Source organism: Agrobacterium sp. 719_389, assembly GCF_900188475.1.
GTDB classification, from domain to species: domain Bacteria; phylum Pseudomonadota; class Alphaproteobacteria; order Rhizobiales; family Rhizobiaceae; genus Agrobacterium; species Agrobacterium radiobacter.
Genome location: NZ_FYEM01000007.1, coordinates 54650 through 69436, shown reverse-complemented (window position 1 = coordinate 69436; position 14787 = coordinate 54650). Strand labels below are relative to the sequence as shown.

14 protein-coding genes are annotated in these 14787 nt (G+C 60.9%); 1 reads left to right on the top strand and 13 read right to left on the bottom strand.

Translation table 11 applies throughout. The features are described from left to right. Window positions 1–96 precede the first annotated feature (96 nt). From purU to CFB10_RS14115, 6 genes are all read right to left on the bottom strand, one after another. A complete protein-coding gene (gene purU / locus CFB10_RS14140; protein ID WP_020010183.1) occupies window positions 97–981 on the bottom strand; it encodes a formyltetrahydrofolate deformylase in 885 nt (294 codons plus the stop codon). Window positions 982–1103: 122 nt separating this feature from the next. Next, the gene (glyA, locus tag CFB10_RS14135; RefSeq protein ID WP_020010182.1) at window positions 1104–2372 is read right to left on the bottom strand and encodes a serine hydroxymethyltransferase; all 1269 of its coding nucleotides are present in this window, start codon (window positions 2370–2372) and stop codon (window positions 1104–1106) included. 18 nt (window positions 2373–2390) lie between these two features. Continuing rightward, window positions 2391–2945 (bottom strand): sarcosine oxidase subunit gamma family protein, encoded by a 555-nt coding sequence (soxG, locus tag CFB10_RS14130; RefSeq protein WP_020010181.1) that lies wholly within the window; start codon window positions 2943–2945, stop codon window positions 2391–2393. 13 nt (window positions 2946–2958) lie between these two features. Next, the gene (locus CFB10_RS14125) at window positions 2959–5949 is read right to left on the bottom strand and encodes a sarcosine oxidase subunit alpha (RefSeq protein WP_020010180.1); all 2991 of its coding nucleotides are present in this window, start codon (window positions 5947–5949) and stop codon (window positions 2959–2961) included. After that, window positions 5946–6266: a sarcosine oxidase subunit delta gene (locus CFB10_RS14120; RefSeq protein WP_003504489.1), complete on the bottom strand. Its 321-nt coding sequence runs from the start codon at window positions 6264–6266 to the stop codon at window positions 5946–5948. The genes CFB10_RS14125 and CFB10_RS14120 overlap by 4 nt, the downstream gene beginning before the upstream one ends. Window positions 6267–6331: 65 nt before the next feature. Further along, window positions 6332–7585 (bottom strand): sarcosine oxidase subunit beta family protein, encoded by a 1254-nt coding sequence (locus CFB10_RS14115; RefSeq protein ID WP_020010179.1) that lies wholly within the window; start codon window positions 7583–7585, stop codon window positions 6332–6334. An 85-nt stretch (window positions 7586–7670) separates the two neighbouring features. Here CFB10_RS14115 and CFB10_RS14110 point away from each other — a divergent pair, with 85 nt between their 5' ends. Next, window positions 7671–8717, top strand: a complete 1047-nt coding sequence (locus CFB10_RS14110) for a GlxA family transcriptional regulator (protein WP_020010178.1) — start codon at window positions 7671–7673, stop codon at window positions 8715–8717. Between the two features lie 16 nt (window positions 8718–8733). Here the strand turns inward: CFB10_RS14110 and CFB10_RS14105 are convergent, their stop codons facing one another. The 7 genes from CFB10_RS14105 to CFB10_RS14075 all read right to left on the bottom strand — a co-directional run bounded on the left by CFB10_RS14105 (window position 8734) and on the right by CFB10_RS14075 (window position 14744). Continuing rightward, complete coding sequence (locus CFB10_RS14105) at window positions 8734–9057, bottom strand: cytochrome C oxidase subunit IV family protein (RefSeq protein ID WP_026363604.1); 324 nt, start codon at window positions 9055–9057, stop codon at window positions 8734–8736. Between the two features lie 14 nt (window positions 9058–9071). Next, the gene (locus CFB10_RS14100; RefSeq protein WP_020010176.1) at window positions 9072–9794 is read right to left on the bottom strand and encodes a heme-copper oxidase subunit III family protein; all 723 of its coding nucleotides are present in this window, start codon (window positions 9792–9794) and stop codon (window positions 9072–9074) included. A 116-nt stretch (window positions 9795–9910) separates the two neighbouring features. Further along, entirely contained in the window at window positions 9911–10615 is a 705-nt protein-coding gene (locus CFB10_RS14095; protein ID WP_020010175.1) for a cytochrome c oxidase subunit 3, read from the bottom strand. Beyond that, window positions 10612–12390 (bottom strand): cbb3-type cytochrome c oxidase subunit I, encoded by a 1779-nt coding sequence (locus CFB10_RS14090; protein WP_020010174.1) that lies wholly within the window; start codon window positions 12388–12390, stop codon window positions 10612–10614. The genes CFB10_RS14095 and CFB10_RS14090 overlap by 4 nt, the downstream gene beginning before the upstream one ends. 56 nt (window positions 12391–12446) lie before the next feature. Then, window positions 12447–13262, bottom strand: a complete 816-nt coding sequence (locus CFB10_RS14085; RefSeq protein WP_020010173.1) for a cytochrome c oxidase subunit II — start codon at window positions 13260–13262, stop codon at window positions 12447–12449. A gap of 178 nt (window positions 13263–13440) precedes the next feature. Beyond that, window positions 13441–13827 carry a cytochrome c family protein gene (locus CFB10_RS14080; protein ID WP_020010172.1) on the bottom strand — a complete coding sequence of 129 codons (387 nt, stop codon included), beginning with the start codon at window positions 13825–13827 and terminating at the stop codon, window positions 13441–13443. Window positions 13828–13928: 101 nt separating this feature from the next. Then, complete coding sequence (locus CFB10_RS14075) at window positions 13929–14744, bottom strand: DUF2189 domain-containing protein (protein ID WP_020010171.1); 816 nt, start codon at window positions 14742–14744, stop codon at window positions 13929–13931. Window positions 14745–14787 lie beyond the last annotated feature (43 nt).

Sequence of the window (14787 nt, the reverse complement as noted above, 5' to 3'; positions counted from 1 at the left end):
AACCCTCACTCGTAGTCCGCCTCGTTCACTGGCGGGACGGCATGACAACGAGCCACTGACGACGGACGCAAATCACGGTTCCGCATGAGCCGGCATTCAGCCCATGCGCTCGGACACATGCTCCCCGGGAGACGCGGGAAAGACAACCGTCCTGTTTCCATTCAGGAAGACCCGGTGATGAATATGGGCGTGGATGGCCCGCGCGAGAACCTGGCTTTCCACATCCCGGCCCAGGCTGACATAGTCCATCGCGCTTTGGGCATGGGTTACGCGGATCGTATCCTGCTCGATGATCGGCCCTTCATCGAGATCGGCGGTGACGTAATGGGCGGTCGCGCCGATCAGCCTCACCCCGCGTTCATAGGCCTGTTTATAAGGGTTGGCGCCCTTGAAAGACGGCAGGAAGGAATGATGGATGTTGATGATGCGGCCAGACATTTCCTGACACAGCCGGTCCGACAGGACCTGCATGTAGCGCGCAAGCACCACAAGCTCCGCTCCGGTATCCTGCACCACCTGCAGGATCGCGGCTTCCGCCTCCGGCTTCGTTTCCGGCGTGACGCGAATGTGGTGAAAGGGAATATCCTCGTTCACCACCTGCTTCTGGTAGTCGAGGTGATTGGAGATCACCGCGACAATCTCGACCGGCAGCGCGCCGATGCGGGAGCGGTACAGCAGATCGTTCAGGCAGTGGCCAAAGCGCGAGACCATGATCACGACCTTCGTCTTTCGCGAAAGATCATGGATATCATAGTCCATATCGAAATCGGCAGCGACGGGACCAAACCCGTCGAGCAGCGCATCGCGTCCCGATCCCTGTTCGGAAACGAAGCTCAGCCGCATGAAAAAGCGGCCCGTCTCCTGGTCGGTGAATTGCGAACTGTCGTTGATATTGCATCCGGACCGGGCGAGATAACCGGATACGGCGGCGACAATGCCGCTACGCGCCGGGCACGCGACTGTCATGATATAGGTGCTCAAATCCTGCTCCCCTGGGTCTTTGCCGCGCGGACGGATCGCCCGCGCTTTCGCGCCGATTGCCGATGAACCGCCGGCCGTGGTCAGGACGGCGATTGAGACTTGCCGAAGCCCGGCGGGGCCGCTTACGAACCGTAGATCGGGAAGGCCTCGCAAAGTGCAGCAACCTCTCCCCGCACCTCGGCCTCGACTACGGCATCACCTTCGGCATTCGCCGCCAGCGCGTCGATGACACGCAGGATCAGCGCGCCGACCTGTTCGAATTCGGCCACACCGAAACCACGCGTGGTACCGGCCGAGCTTCCAAGCCGGATGCCCGAGGTGACAAAGGGCTTTTCCGGATCGTTGGGAATGGCGTTCTTGTTGCAGGTAAGCCCCGCCCGCTCCAGAGCGATTTCGGCAACCTTGCCGGTCACGCCTTTCGGGCGTAGATCGACCAGCACCATGTGGCTATCGGTTCCACCCGAGACGATGCCCAGACCACCCGTCGTCAGCACCTTCGCCAGCGCCTGTGCATTGGCGATGACCTGACCGGCATAATCGGAAAACTCCGGACGCAAGGCCTCGCCAAAAGCCACGGCCTTGGCGGCGATGACATGCATCAGCGGGCCGCCCTGATTGCCGGGGAAGACGGCCGAGTTCAGCTTCTTCGCCAGGTCGGCGTCATTGGTGAGGATCACGCCGCCGCGGGGGCCGCGCAGGGTCTTGTGGGTGGTGGAGGTGACGACATGGGCGTGCGGCACCGGGTTCGGATATTTGCCGCCGGCGATCAGACCGGCATAATGGGCCATGTCGACCATCAGATAAGCGCCGACTTCGTCGGCTATTCTGCGGAAGCCGGCAAAATCGATCCGGCGCGGATAGGCCGATGCGCCCGCCACGATCAGCTTCGGCTTGGTCTCCAGCGCCCGCGCCCGCACCTTCTCCATATCGATCAGATGTGTATCGGCATCGACCTCGTAGGAGACGACATCGAACCACTTGCCGGACATCGTCACCGGCGAACCGTGGGTCAGGTGGCCGCCATGGGCAAGCGACATGCCCATGATCCGGTCTCCCGGCTGCAGCAACGCCAGAAATACCGCCTGATTGGCCTGCGCGCCGGAATGCGGCTGCACATTGGCGAATTCCGCACCGAATAGCTGCTTCAACCGGTCGATCGCGACCTGTTCGACCTTGTCGACGAATTCGCACCCCCCGTAATAACGCTTGCCGGGATAGCCCTCGGCATATTTGTTGGTCAGCACCGAGCCTTGAGCCGCCAGAACATCGGCGGAAACGATGTTTTCCGAAGCGATCAGCTCGATCTGCGTCTTCTGGCGGTCGAGTTCCTCGGCGATGGCGTCGGCGATCACCGTGTCCGAAACGGTATTATGTGACAGGCGGTTGAGCATTGTTTTCTCCTCTGAGAATCAAGCGATGTCAGCCGCAAGTTCCTTGCAGCCGGTTTCAAGAAAATGGCCAAGATGCGACACGAAGCTGTTCCAGATATCCATGCGGAAACGGTTTTCCGCATCGCGCCAGAGCACCACGGTCACGCCGTCGAAAATCGTTCGGCGCGCCTCACCGACAGCAATGGTGTCGATATCGCGGGCGCAGCCCAGCGTCAGCAGTTCGGCAGCCTGTGGCCCCTCGATCGAGAGCGTCACTTCCCGGCCGGAAATATCGACGAGGCTGTGCGGGTGGCTGGCATAGACAGCGCCGCAGGCCGCAATCAGCCTGTCGGTCTCCCCTGTCGGAGCAAGGATCGTCCATTCGTCGGGACCGAGGCGCACGGCCTCGATTTCACCTGCGGCGGAGCGGGTGCCGATCCGGTCGGGCAAGGCAAGGCCAAGGGCGGCGCTGAGCGGCGTGAGATCGCCTCGGGCGCGCAGCGACAACCGAGCCTTTGCGGCCACGATACTGACCCGGGCCGCCTTGCTCTCTGCCAAAGTGCCGGAAATGGGGGAGGAAACGCGCATGTTCATTGTCATCTCCGGGTCAGATTTTCAGGCGGGTATTTTCGGGATCGACAAAGACCATCCCGGTGATTTTCGCGGCAATGGTGCGGTCCAGCATGGGGATGTAGACGGTCTCGCCCATCCGCTCATGGCCACCCTCCACCAGAGCCAGCGCGATGGGCCGGCCGACAGCATCCGAGTGATAGGACGAGGTGACGTGGCCGACCATTTTCATCGGGATCGGCTGTTTCGGGTCGAAGACGATCTGCGCGCCCTCTTCCAGCTTCGAGCGGTCTTCGGTCAGAAGGCCGACGAGGTGGCGGCGATCCTTGGCGACGAGATCAGGGCGGGCAAGGCCGCGCTTGCCGACGAAATCCGGCTTGTTCTTGCCCACGGCCCAGCCCATCGCCGCATCATAGGGCGTGACCGTGCCATCGGTATCCTGGCCGACGATGATGTAACCCTTTTCGGCACGCAGCACATGCATGGTTTCCGTGCCGTAAGGCGTGATGCCATATTGCTGGCCGGCCTCCCACAGGATTTCCCAGAGCTTGCGGCCGAGCGGTGCCGGCACATTGACCTCGAAGCCGATCTCGCCGGTGAAGCTGACGCGGAACAGCCGCGCCGGCATGCCGGCCACCGTGCACTCCACGCAGGACATATGCGGGAAGGCCTCTTCCGTCAGTTCGACGCCCTCCACCAGCGGCGCAAGCAGCTTTGCCGCGTTCGGGCCGTTCAGCGCAATGGTGGACCACTGTTCGGTCGTCGAGGTCAGCCAGACATTGAGATCCGGCCACTCCGTCTGGAGGTAATCCTCCATCATGTTCAGCACGCGGGCGGCGCCGCCTGTGGTGGTGGTGACGTGGAAACGGTCTTCGGTCATGCGGCCGATGACGCCATCGTCGCGAATGAAGCCGTCATCGCCGAGCAGCAGGCCATAACGGCAGCGGCCGGCGGCGAGCTTCGTCCAGGGATTGGTATACATGCGGTTCATGAACTCGACCGCATCAGGCCCGACAACCTCGATCTTGCCGAGCGTCGAAGCGTCGAAAATGCCCACACTCTGGCGCACCGCCCGGCATTCGCGGCCGACAGCCGCATCCATGTCTTCGCCCGGTTTCGGGAAATACCAGGCGCGACGCCATTGCCCGACCGGCTCGTAGACCGCGCCATGGGCCTCAGCCCACCCGTCGATCTGCGTCTTGCGCGTCACCTCGAAATGTGCGCCGCGGTGATAACCGGCGAAGGCTCCGAAGGTCGTCGGCGTATAGGGCGGGCGGAAGGTCGTCAGTCCCACCTGCGGCTGGCGTTTGCCGAGCGCTTCCGCCGCGATGTTGAGGCCGTTGATGTTGGACATCTTGCCCTGATCGGTGGCCATGCCATTGGTGGTGTAGCGCTTGACATGCTCGATGGACCGCATGCCCTCGCGCACGGCAAGGCGCAGATCCTTGGCGGTCACATCATTCTGGTAATCTACGAAAGCCTTGGCCTTGCCGGCATCGCGGTCGCTCGGCAATTCGGTGTGCGAGACGCCGCTGCCGGTGCGGTCATGTTCCACCGCATGGCTGGAAATATTGGCGGCCTTGCCGAGTGCTGCTGCAACTTCACGGCCCCGCTCAGCGCCGTCCTTCAGCGCCGCCTCGATGCCCCAGAGCCCGCGTCCGGCCCCGGCAATCACGCAATCCTCGTTGGTGGCGGCAGGAAGGAAGGTAGTCCGCTCGTCATCCCAGGCGATCTTGCCCTGCGTATGGGAAAAGAGATGCAGCGACGGCGTCCAGCCGCCTGACATCAGCACCGCGTCGCAGGCGATTTCCTGTCCCGCAGCGACCGACGCGCCATTAACCGGATTGACCCGAACCGACTTGACCCGCAGCCGCCCCGACGTCGCCGTGACCGTATGCGACAGTTTGACCGGAATGCCGAGAGCGCGCGCCTCGTTCACCAGTTCTTCCCGCACCTTGGCGCGGGTATCGACAATGGCCTGAACAGGTGCGCCCGCTCCGTGAAGATCAAAAGCGGCATACCAGGCGCTGTCATGGCTCGTCACCACCACCGGCCGGTTGCCGGCCTTGACGCCGTAGCGGTTGAGATAGGTCTGGGCGGCACCCGCGAGCATCACGCCCGGCCGGTCGTTACCGTGGAAGACCAGCGGCTTTTCCAGTGCGCCCTGCGCCAATACGACCTGACGCGCCCGAACGCGCCACAGGCGCTCGCGCGGCGTATGCTTCGGCACGGTTTCCAGATGGTCCGTGAGCTTTTCGCAAAGGCCGATCATGTTCTGGTGGTAATAGGCAATGGCCGTCGTGCGGGTCATCACTTTGACGCCGCGCTCCTTCAAAGCCGTCAATTCATCCGCCAGCCAGTTCCATGCGGGCTTGCCATCGATCTTCGCCTGCGGCTCCGACAGCAGCGTGCCGCCGGCTTCGGCATTTTCATCGACCAGCACGACCTTGAGACCATCGACCGCCGCCGCGCGGGCCGCCGCCAGACCGGCGGGACCTGCGCCGACAACCAGCACATCGCAATGCAAATTGCGCGATGCATAAATATCCGGGTCTTCTTCGGTCGGCGAAACGCCAAGCCCTGCGGCCGCGCGGATGAAGGGCTCATAGACCTTGTTCCAGAAGCTCTTCGGCCACATGAAGGTCTTGTAGTAAAAACCCGCCGAAAACAGCATATAGGCCATGTCATTGACCGCGCCGATATCAAATTTCAGGCTCGGATATTTGTTCTGGGAGGTGGTTTCCAGCCCGTTCCAGATTTCCTGCACCGTGGCGCGGGTGTTCGGCTCGAAACGCCCTGCGCGGCGGCGGGTGCCGATCAGCGCATTCGGCTCTTCGGAACCCGCCGCCACCGGGCCGCGCGGGCGGTGGTATTTGAACGAGCGGCCCATGAGATGCACACCATTGGCGAGAAGTGCCGAGGCGACCGTATCGCCCTTCACGCCGCGATAGGTCCTGCCATCGAAGGTAAAGCTGACCGAGCGGGCGGCATCCACACGGCCACGGCCGGAAACGCGATAAGAGTTCATTTCGACACCTCGGAACTGGCTGGTGCACGGGTCAGGGAAGAAAGTTCTGGACGCGGTTCACCCGCCCGATAGGTCGTGAGGAACCGGTCGCTCACCGTGTCACGCACGGCGTTGAAGAAGCGGCCGCAACCATGCAGATGCCGCCAGCGCTCGAAATGCGGGCCTTTCACGTTTTCGCGGATGAACAGGAATTCTTCCCATTGCTCATCGGTCTGCGACGAGGGATCGGCGGCGCGGGTAATATGGGCCTGCCCGGCATAGGTGAATTCGGCCTCGGGCAACGTTTCATTGCAATAGGGGCAGCGGATCAAAAGCATCGTCGTATCCTCAGAGCATTTCCAGTAAAAGTGCAGCGCGGTTTTACGTCCGGAAAATGCGTGAATTAATGCGCCACGGCGGCGGCGGCGGCCTCGTCGATCAGGCGGCCGGACCGGAAACGCTCCAGCGTGAACGGCGCGTTGATCGGGTGCGGTTCGTTTTTGGCAATGGTCCAGGCGAAGGTGTGCGCAGCGCCCGGCGTGGCCTTGAAGCCGCCCGTACCCCAGCCGCAATTGACGTAAAGCCCGTCGACAGGCGTCTTGCCGAGAATGGCCGAGCGATCCGGCGTCACATCGACGATGCCGCCCCATTTGCGCAGCATGCGCATGCGATTGAAGATCGGGAAAATCTCGACGATCGCAGCGATCGTATGCTCGATCAGCGGCAGGCCGCCGCGCTGCGAATAGGATGTATATTGGTCCGTACCCGAACCGATAACCAGCTCGCCCTTGTCGGACTGGCTGATATAAGCGTGGACCGCGTTCGACATGACAACGCAGGGGAAAATCGGCTTGATCGGCTCCGACACCAGCGCCTGCAGCGGGTAGCTTTCGAGCGGCAGGCGCACACCCGCCGTGTCCATCACAACAGAGGTGTGGCCGGCGGCGGAAACCGCGACCTTCTTCGCCTTGATGAAGCCCCTCGCCGTCTCGACGCCCGCAACGGAGCCGTCTGCGTTACGGCGAATGGCGGTGACCGGGCAGTTCTGGATGATATCGACACCACGGGCGGCAGCGCCGCGCGCATAACCCCAGGCAACCGCATCGTGGCGCGCCGTGCCGGCCCGTTCCTGAAGCGCACCGCCCATGACAGGATAACGCGCATTCGGCGCAATGCTGAGCGGCGGGCAATAGTCCTTGCATTCTTCCGGGGTAAGCCAGCGATTGTCCACACCGTTCAAACGGTTGGAATGGATGTGGCGCTTGAAGCTCTGCACGTCATGCACATTGTGGGCCAGCATCAGCACGCCGCGCCTTGAATACATGACGTTGTAGTTCAGCTCCTGGCTCAAATTCTCCCAGAGATCGACGGCGTGATCGTAAAGACGGGCGCTCTCGTCATAGAGATAGTTGGAGCGGATGATCGTGGTGTTGCGGCCGGTATTACCGCCGCCGAGCCAGCCCTTGTCGATGACGGCGACATTGGTGATGCCGTGCTGGCTGGCCAGATAATAGGCGGCGCCCAGACCATGGCCGCCGGCGCCGACGATGACCACGTCATATTCGGTTTTCGGCTGGCTGTCCGGCCACTGCTCGTCCCAGTTCTTGTGGCCGGTCAGGGCATTCCGCAAAAGATTGAAAGCATTAAAACGCGTCATGAGCGGACCCGATGGTTGGAAAATCTCGTGTCGTAAACGCTATGAGCATTTGCCGCGCCGCGGCTGGACAATCGCGTCTGTTTGCATGAATATTTGCGTCATGACTTCACACCGCGCCAGAAAACGCCTCAGCGTCGCCTTCCTGCTTGCCGACCGCTTCACACTGTCGGCCTTTGCGAATTTCGTTGATGTGCTGCGCCTTGCCGCTGATGAGGCGGACCGTTCCCGGCCGATCCTGTGCGAATGGTCGGTGCTCTCGGCAACGCTCGGCAGCGTGCAATCGAGCTGCGGCGTGAAGGTGCAGCCGGATACACGGCTGATGGACGCCGGGCACTACGACTATATCGTCGTTGTCGGCGGCTTGATCAGCGATCACAGCGCCCTGCCGCAGGAAGCGCTGCGGTTCCTAAAAGACCGGGCGGCGGCGGGCATTCCCATCGTCGGGCTCTGCACCGGTGTTTTCATTCTGCACGAAGCGGGCCTGCTTGATGGTTATCGCTGCTGCGTGAGCTGGTTCCACCATCAGGATTTTCTCGACCGTTTCGATACCGTCCAGATGATCTCCGACCAGATCTTCGTCATCGACCGCGACCGGCTGACCTGTTCCGGTGGTCACGGCGCCGCGCATCTGGCAGCCTTCCTCGTCGAGCGCCATGTCGGCCAGTCAGCCGCCATCAAAAGCCTCAACATCATGATGATCGACAGCGCGCTGAGCGGCGAAAAACCCCAGCCCGGCCAGCAGAGCACGCGCAAGGCCAATGATCCCCTCGTCAAAAAAGCGATCCTGCGGATGCAGCAGAATATCGAGGTTCCGAAAACCGTGCTGGAACTGGCGAGCGACCTCGGCCTTGGCCGCCGCAGTCTCGAACGGCGTTTCCTCACCGACCTGAACGCGACGCCGTCCAAGGTCTATCTCGAGCTTCGGCTGGACCGTGCGCTCTCCCTCCTGCGCACCACGCATGACCCGATCACCCAGATTGCGCTCGCCACCGGTTTCTGCGACGCGCCACATCTTTCCCGCACCCTGCGAACCGAGCGCGGTTTCACGCCCAGCGAATATCGCAAGACACAGGCCGGCCACACGGCAACCGACGAGGAATTCGCCGTCGGCGTGCTGCTTCCGCAAGCCTGAAATATGTTGCAGCGGTCTAGGAACCCGCAGTCATAAAGGTCAGACGGGTGAAAGCCGTATAATTGGATTCCGACACCATCAGGGCGGCGAAGACAAGCACGAGGACCGGCGGGAGCAGGATGACGTAGATCAAGACCAGCCGCTCCCAGGCCAGATGCATGAAAATCGCGATGATCAGCCCCGCCTTCAGCAGCATGAATACGATGATCAAAGACCATCTGGGATAGCCCTGAATGCCGAGATAATCGACCAGATAGGAGAAGGTGCTGAGGACAAAAAGCAATCCCCAGGCCACCATGTAAAGTCTTATCGGATGCTGCCGTGACTGTTCCTGTGCCATGATGCCATCCTCACTCACCACAGATAGAAAAATGCAAAGATGAAGACCCACACCAGATCGACGAAGTGCCAATAAAGCCCCACGATCTCCACAACCTCGTAGTGCCCCTTGCGGCTGGTAAAAAATCCGCGCCTTTCCTGATCGAAATCTCCCCGCCATACCTTGCGCGCGATGATGAGGAGGAACAGCACGCCTATCGAGACATGGGTGCCGTGAAAGCCAGTGATCATGAAGAAAGTCGAACCGAATTGCGCCGCACCCCAGGGGTTTTCCCATGGACGCACACCTTCCCCGATCAGTTTCGTCCATTCGAATGCCTGCATTCCGACGAATGTCGCGCCAAGGAGGGCCGTTACCACCATCAGCGCGGCAGTTTTGCGACGATCGCGGCGGTATCCGAAATTGACGGCCATGGCCATCGTGCCGCTGCTGCTGATGAGGACGAAGGTCATGATGGCAATCAGGATCAGCGGAATGTCCTTGCCGCCAATCGTCAGCGCAAAAACCTCGCTCGGATTGGGCCAGGCGACGGTGGTCGACATGCGCGCGGACATATAGGCCAGAAGGAAACAGCCGAAAATGAAGATGTCGCTGAGGATGAAGATCCACATCATCGCCTTGCCCCAGGAGACGTTCTTGAACGCCCGCTGGTCCGATGACAGATCGGCGGCAACGCCGCGCAGTCCCGTGGGGCGCAGGGGCGGATCGCTTGCTGGCCTTTCCATGGATGCGGTCATGATCGACACTCCTTAGAGGATTTCCAGTAAAAGTGCGGAGCGCTTTACGTCCGGAAAATCCGATGCTTTGATAGAACTTAGAGCGGCGGGACGTGCTCGAGCACATCTCCCGCCCTCTAGCTGACCAATTGACGGCATAGATCGACAAAACTATTCGCCCAGCCTGCAAAAAGCGCAAAAAGGATCAGCCATATCACCAGCATGAAATGCCAGTAGATGGCGCACAGCTCTACGCTCAGGCGCGTCCTTGCCGACAGGGGTTCGCTCCGGGTGCGTATTGCGGTGCGTCCAAGCACGCAGAGCCCGCCCGCTATATGCAGGCCGTGCAGCCCGGTGATCATGTAAAAGAAACTGTTGGATGGGTTATCCGCCAGCACATAGCCCGCGGAGGTGAGTTGCCACCACGCCAGAAACTGCCCGGCGACGAAGAGAACGGCCGTCGCAAAGGCTGCTGCAAGAGCCGTGTTCAGCCTGTCCCGGCGACCGGCGCCGGCTTCGGTTTTCGCCCATTGCAGCGCGAGACTACTGGCGGCAAGCGCCGCAGTATTGGCCCATAACAGCCCGGGAAGGGGGATGCCCCACCAGTCCGCGCCGCCCATGCGGCCGAGATAGGCGCTGATGAGCAGCGTGAACAGCGCGCCCACGACACCCAGAAAAATGCCGAGCCCGAGTTTCGCTATTGTTGCCGACGATCCCTGCATCTGCGGCGCATCGCCCGCCACTCCCACTTCCAGCCATGGCTTTGACGTCAACCGCTGCCCCGCCATCCACCAGGCGATGATGCCGGCAACACCCGCCATGAAAATGAGAATGGCGATCATGACAGAGCCCTTTCGGACGGTCCGGCCGCAGCCGGCTGGTTTTGCGGCAGGAAGTCCTCATCTGCGCCGGGCACGCTGTAGTCATAAGGCCAGCGATAGACGACCGGCAGCTCCTTGCCCCAGTTTCCATGAACGGGCGGGGTCTGCGGCGTTTGCCATTCCAGTGTCGTCGCCCGCCACGGATTGCCGCCGGCCTTTTTGCCCCAGCGAAGGCTCCAGGCGAGATTGAACAGGAACAGCAGTTGCGCGGCGCCGACGACCAGTGCCGCAACGGAGATGAACATGTTGAGCGTGTGTGCCGAGGGTGGGATGAAAGCGGTCTCGCCCAGCTCGTAATAACGGCGCGGCACGCCCATCAGGCCGAGATAATGCATCGGGAAGAAGATGGCATAAGCGCCGAGAAAGGTGATCCAGAAGTGGATATGCCCCATCGCCGCGTTCAGCATCCGGCCCGTGACTTTCGGATACCAATGGTGGATCGCGCCGAAAATCACCATGATCGGCGCGACCCCCATCACCATATGAAAATGCGCGACGACGAACATCGTATCCGAAAGAGGAACGTCTACGACGACATTGCCGAGGAAAAGACCGGTCAGTCCGCCATTGATGAATGTGACGATGAAGGCGAGCGAAAACAGCATCGGCAAGGTCAAATGGATATCGCCGCGCCAGAGCGTGAGCACCCAGTTATAGACCTTGATCGCCGTCGGCACGGCGATGATCAGCGTCGTGGTCGCAAAAAAGAAGCCGAAATTCGGGTTCATGCCGCTGACATACATGTGATGCGCCCAGACGACGAAGCTCAGCGCCGCGATGATGACGATCGCCCAGACCATCATCCGGTAACCGAAGATGTTCTTGCGTGCATGGGTGCTGATCAAATCCGAGACGATGCCGAAGGCCGGAAGTGCGACGATATAGACTTCCGGATGGCCGAAGAACCAGAACAGGTGCTGGAACAGGATGGGGCTGCCGCCCTCCTGCTTCAGCTGTTCGCCCATCTCGACAATGGCGGGCATGAAGAAGCTCGTGCCGAGCAGCCGGTCGAACAACATCATGACGGCGGCAACGAGAAGCGCCGGGAAGGCGAGAAGCGCCATGGCGGTCGCCGTGAAGATACCCCAGATCGTCAGGGGCATGCGCATCAGCGTCATGCCGCGCGTGCGCCCTTGGAGCACGGTGACGACGTAATTCAGCCCGCCCAAAGTGAAGCCGATGATGAAAAGGATCAGCGAGGACAGCATCAGGATGATGCCCCAGTCGCGCCCGCCCGGCGTTCCCGACAGCAGCGCCTGCGGTGGATAAAGCGTCCAGCCCGCGCCCGTCGGCCCGCCGGGCGCGAAGAAACCGGCGACCAGCACGAGGACTGCGAGAAGATAGAGCCAGTAGCTCAGCATATTCGCATAGGGGAACACCATGTCGCGCGCGCCGAGCATCAGCGGGATCAGATAATTGCCGAAACCGCCGAGAAACAGGGCAGTAAGCAGGTAAATCACCATGATCATGCCGTGCATGGTGATGAACTGATAATAATGTTCCGCGTCGATGAAGGAGAAATAACCGGGAAAGCCGAGTTGCAGGCGCATCAGCCAGGACAGCACCAGCGCCACCATGCCGATTGCCGTCGCAGTCAGGAAATATTGAATGGCGATGATCTTGGCATCCTGGCTGAAGACATATTTCGTCCACCAGCTTTTCGGGTGATAAAGCTCGACATCCTCGACCTCAGCGGGCTGGATGACCTGCCCCGCGCCGGATCCAATCTCGACCATCTTCCGTCCTCCCTGTTTCCTCCGGCGCAGCTTTTCCCTTCAACGATGCATGGCGTTCATCTGGCTGCCGACTTTTCCGCCAAAGCCAGCGATTTCGAGAAAGTCGGTTGCTGCTGTAGCCAGGCCTGATAGTCAGCCTCGGTATCGACGACGACCGTGCCGCGCATCTGCGGATGGCCGACGCCGCACAGTTCCGCGCAGAGAACCTCGAAGGTTCCCGTCCGCGTCGGGGTGAACCAGTAATAGGTGACCGAACCGGGGATCATGTCCATCTTGGCCCGGAACTCCGGCACGTAGAAATCATGCACCACGTCAATCGCGCGCAGCAGCATTTTCACCGGCCTGCCGGCGGGCAAATGCAGCTCGCCGCCTTCAACGATGACATCGTCCATTCCGGCGGGGTCGTTTCTGTTCAAACCGAGAGGATTGTCCGGTGCAATAGCGCGCGTATCCGCCCGTCCGAGCCGGCCATCCGCACCGGGCAGCCGGAAACTCCATTGCCATTGCTGACCGACGACTTCCACCTCGCTGGCGCCATCAGGCACGGTCACGAACTGGTTCCACACGAAGAGGCCCGGCAGAAGCATGGCAGCCACGCCGACCCCGGTTCCTCCGGCCAGCCACCCTTCCAGGCGCTTGTTTTCAGGCTGGTATGCCGCCCGGTTTCCGGTTCGGTGCCTGAAACGGAAGACGCAATAGGCGACGAACAACACGATGGCGGAAAAAACGAAACCGGTAATCCAGAAGGTGATGATGATCGTATTGTCGATATAGCTCCAGTTGGAGGCAATCGGCGTCCACCACCAAGGGCTCAGCAGGTGGAATGCAATCGACCCCACCACCAGCAGAACGAGAACCACAACGACAGCCATCGTCTCCTCCCCTGACACGGCCGCGACTATTTCTACAATCCTATCGCGAAACGTATTAGCATTATCTCATGAACGGTTCGGGCGAGCAATTGCGGTAACAGCAGCGGTTCGCCGCTCATTCGGCCCTATCCTGCCGATCCACCCCGGCGAAAGACAGCTCTTCGGCACACATCTTTCGCTACTTGGAGTATTGCTTCAGATAGGCGATGAGATTGGTGATGTCGGTGTCATCCTTCACCCCGGCAAAGGCCATTTTTGTGCCCTTCACCTTAGCCTTGGGGTCGTGCAGATAATCGCGAAGTGATGTCTCGTCCCACACCAGCCCGGCCTTGCCCGCATCCTGCATCGCCTGGGAATAGGCGAAATTCGGATGGGTGCCGGCGGTTCGGCCGAACAGGCCGTTCAGCGAGGGACCGACCTTGTTCTGGTCGGTTTCGGCGACATGACAAATGCCGCATTTTTTGAAAACCGTCGCGCCGGCGGCAGGGTCGCCCTCCTGTGCGTGCGCATCAAGCGGAAGGGTAATGGCGAAAAGCAGACAGATGGCAGGAAAACGATACGACATGGCATCCTCACGCGCTCCATCGCCATCCCGGCCGCCACGGCTCCCTCAGGAGAGCCGCAACGGCGGGAAGGATGATCGACAGCTAGATTTCCGTTATGAGTTCAAGGCATACGGTTTGGATAAACGGGGACGATCAATTTCCGATAAAGGTGCCAGGTTGCATGTCCGAGGATGGGCATGATGACAGCAAGGCCGACGAAAACCGGGATTGTGCCGACGACGAGCAGCGCCGCGACGATCACCCCCCAAAGCGCAACGGGAACCGGATTGGCAAGCGTGGCGCGTATGCTCGCATCCACCGCCGCGACTGCGCCGACATCCCGATCCAGCAGCAGCGGGAACGCCACCACCGTTGTCGCCAGCACAATGACCGCGAAAACAAAACCGGCAAGATTCCCCCAGATTATCAGGGAAAGTCCCTGCGGGGTGGTCAGCACGTCTGACAGAAAGGTTGAGAGCGAGGCCGGACCGGCCGCATCGAACGTCGTGGTGTAGAGGTGCTGCGCAACAATCAGCCAGACGGCGAAAAGCACGAACAGCATGACGGCGACCGCGATAATCGACGGCAGGGCCGGAGAGTGACGAACCTCCAGCGCATGACGCCAGGAGCTATCCAACCCCTGCTCGCGTCGGCGGCTGATTTCATAAAGACCGATGGCCGCAATCGGACCGATCAGCGCAAAACCTGACATCAAGGGATAAATCAGCGGCAACAGATTGGCGCCGGAACTCCACATGACCAGAAAAACACCCGCAATGGGATACATAAGACAGAGAAAGACATAATGGGACGGCTTCTCTTTGAAGTCATCAAGCCCCAGCCTCAATGCATCGACAATATCCGCGAAACCAATCTTGCGGACTTCGGGGCGGGTAAATTCACCGGTCGCACCGGCCATGACATGGAATGCCGTCATAGCACTTCTCCTCCTGCGCCATGATCCGGCTGGCGGCGTGGAA

Coding starts and splice junctions, on each gene's coding strand:
- glyA (WP_020010182.1), bottom strand. CDS start 2,372: ATGCTCAACCGCCTGTCACATAATACCGTTTCGGACACGGTGATCGCC.
- soxG (WP_020010181.1), bottom strand. CDS start 2,945: ATGAACATGCGCGTTTCCTCCCCCATTTCCGGCACTTTGGCAGAGAGC.
- CFB10_RS14125 (WP_020010180.1), bottom strand. CDS start 5,949: ATGAACTCTTATCGCGTTTCCGGCCGTGGCCGTGTGGATGCCGCCCGC.
- CFB10_RS14120 (WP_003504489.1), bottom strand. CDS start 6,266: ATGCTTTTGATCCGCTGCCCCTATTGCAATGAAACGTTGCCCGAGGCC.
- CFB10_RS14115 (WP_020010179.1), bottom strand. CDS start 7,585: ATGACGCGTTTTAATGCTTTCAATCTTTTGCGGAATGCCCTGACCGGC.
- CFB10_RS14110 (WP_020010178.1), top strand. CDS start 7,671: ATGAATATTTGCGTCATGACTTCACACCGCGCCAGAAAACGCCTCAGC.
- CFB10_RS14105 (WP_026363604.1), bottom strand. CDS start 9,057: ATGGCACAGGAACAGTCACGGCAGCATCCGATAAGACTTTACATGGTG.
- CFB10_RS14100 (WP_020010176.1), bottom strand. CDS start 9,794: ATGACCGCATCCATGGAAAGGCCAGCAAGCGATCCGCCCCTGCGCCCC.
- CFB10_RS14095 (WP_020010175.1), bottom strand. CDS start 10,615: ATGATCGCCATTCTCATTTTCATGGCGGGTGTTGCCGGCATCATCGCC.
- CFB10_RS14090 (WP_020010174.1), bottom strand. CDS start 12,390: ATGGTCGAGATTGGATCCGGCGCGGGGCAGGTCATCCAGCCCGCTGAG.
- CFB10_RS14085 (WP_020010173.1), bottom strand. CDS start 13,262: ATGGCTGTCGTTGTGGTTCTCGTTCTGCTGGTGGTGGGGTCGATTGCA.
- CFB10_RS14080 (WP_020010172.1), bottom strand. CDS start 13,827: ATGTCGTATCGTTTTCCTGCCATCTGTCTGCTTTTCGCCATTACCCTT.
- CFB10_RS14075 (WP_020010171.1), bottom strand. CDS start 14,744: ATGACGGCATTCCATGTCATGGCCGGTGCGACCGGTGAATTTACCCGC.